General features: G+C 70.3%; 1 protein-coding gene. It reads right to left on the bottom strand.

The features are described from left to right. The coding region (gene dxs / locus MKK51_RS03935; RefSeq protein WP_243975103.1) for a 1-deoxy-D-xylulose-5-phosphate synthase at positions 1-1,889 on the bottom strand (1,889 nt) is incomplete at its 3' end. Positions 1,890-1,897 lie beyond the last annotated feature (8 nt).

Genomic DNA, 1,897 nt, shown 5'->3' with positions numbered 1-1,897 from the left:
CCGTCGGCGTCGAGGCCGGCCTCGGCGTACATCGCCTCCGGGCTGTTGTGGTCCTGGTAGGTGTCCGGCAGCGTCAGCGTCCGCACCCGCACCCGGCCCGCGTCCAGCGCGCCCTTCTCCGACAGGAGATGCAGCACGTGCCCCCCGAAGCCGCCCGCCGACCCCTCTTCCAGGGTGACCAGAACCTCGTGGTTCGCCGCCAGATCGAGGATCATCGCCTCGTCGAGCGGCTTGGCGAAGCGCGCATCCGCCACCGTCACGGCGATCCCGGCGCCCTCGAGCTGGTCGGCCGCCTTCAGGGCCTCCGACAGGCGCGTGCCGAGGCTCAGCAGCGCCACCCGCGCGCCCTCGGGGCGCTTGACGATCCGGCCCTTGCCGATGGGCAGGGCCTCGCCGCGCTCGGGCAGGTCCACGCCCACCCCCTCGCCGCGCGGATAGCGCAGGGCGATCGGGCCGCTGTCATGGGCATGCTGGGTCGCCACCATGTGGACCAGTTCGGCCTCGTCGGAGGCCGCCATCACGACCATGTTCGGCAGGCAGCACAGATAGGCGAGATCGAACGCGCCCGCATGGGTCGCCCCGTCCGCGCCCACCAGCCCCGCCCGGTCGAGGCAGAACCTTACAGCTAGGTTCTGCAGCGCCACGTCGTGCACGACCTGGTCGTAGGCCCGCTGCAGGAAGGTCGAATAGATCGCCACGAACGGCTTGTAGCCCTCCGTCGCCAGACCGCCCGCGAAGGTCACCGCATGCTGCTCGGCGATGCCGACGTCGAAGGTTCGTTCGGGGTGCGCCTTGCCGAACAGGTCGATCCCGGTGCCGCCCGGCATCGCCGCGGTGATCGCCACCACCCGGTCGTCGGCGTCCGCCGCCTTGATCAGGCTCTCGCCGAAGACGCGGGTATAGGCCGGCGCGTTCGGCTTGGCCTTGGCCTGGACCCCCGACAGCACGTCGAACTTCACCACCCCGTGGTAGCGGTCGGCGGAGGCCTCGGCCGGGGCGTAGCCCTTGCCCTTCTGCGTCACCACGTGGAGCAGGATCGGGCCCTGGTCCGAGTCGCGCACGTTCTTCAGGATCGGCAGCAGGTGGTCGAGGTTGTGGCCGTCGACCGGGCCGACGTAGTGGAAGCCCATCTCCTCGAACATCGTGCCGCCGCCCACCACCAGGGAGCGGGCGTACTCTTCCGCCGCCGCCGCACGCTGGTAGATCGCCTTCGGCAGGAGCTTGCCGAGCTGCTTGGCGGTCTCGCGCAGGCCGCGATAGGTCCCGCCCGAGGCCAGACGCGCGAAATAGGCCGACATCGCCCCCACCGGGGGAGCGATCGACATGTCGTTGTCGTTCAGGATCACGATCAGGCGCGAATGCAGCGCGCCGGCATTGTTCATCGCCTCGTAGGCCATGCCCGCCGACATCGAGCCGTCGCCGATCACCGCGATCATGTTCCGGCGCTTCGGGGCAGGCTGGCCCTTGGCCCTGGCCGACGCCTCGTCGAGGTCGCGCGCCACCGCCATGCCCAGCGCCGCCGAGATCGAGGTGGAGGAATGCGCCGCCCCGAACGGATCGTAGACGCTCTCCGAGCGCTTGGTGAAGCCCGACAGCCCCCCCGGCTGGCGCAGGGTCCGGATCCGGTCGCGACGCCCCGTCAGGATCTTGTGCGGATAGGCCTGGTGCCCGACATCCCACACCACCCGGTCGTCGGGCGTGTCGAACACGTGATGCAGGGCCACCGTCAGCTCGACCACGCCCAGGCCCGACCCGAGGTGACCGCCCGTCACCGACACCGCGTCGATCATCTCCTGACGCACCGCGTCCGCCACCGCCTGAAGCTGGCTCTCGGGAAGCGCGCGAAGAGCCGACGTCTCGTCAAGCCCGTCGAGGATCGAGGTTTCTATCCGTGACA

This window comes from Methylobacterium sp. E-045 (assembly GCF_022829685.1).
Classification (GTDB): Bacteria; Pseudomonadota; Alphaproteobacteria; order Rhizobiales; family Beijerinckiaceae; genus Methylobacterium.
This window is presented reverse-complemented; position numbering and strand designations above follow the sequence as displayed.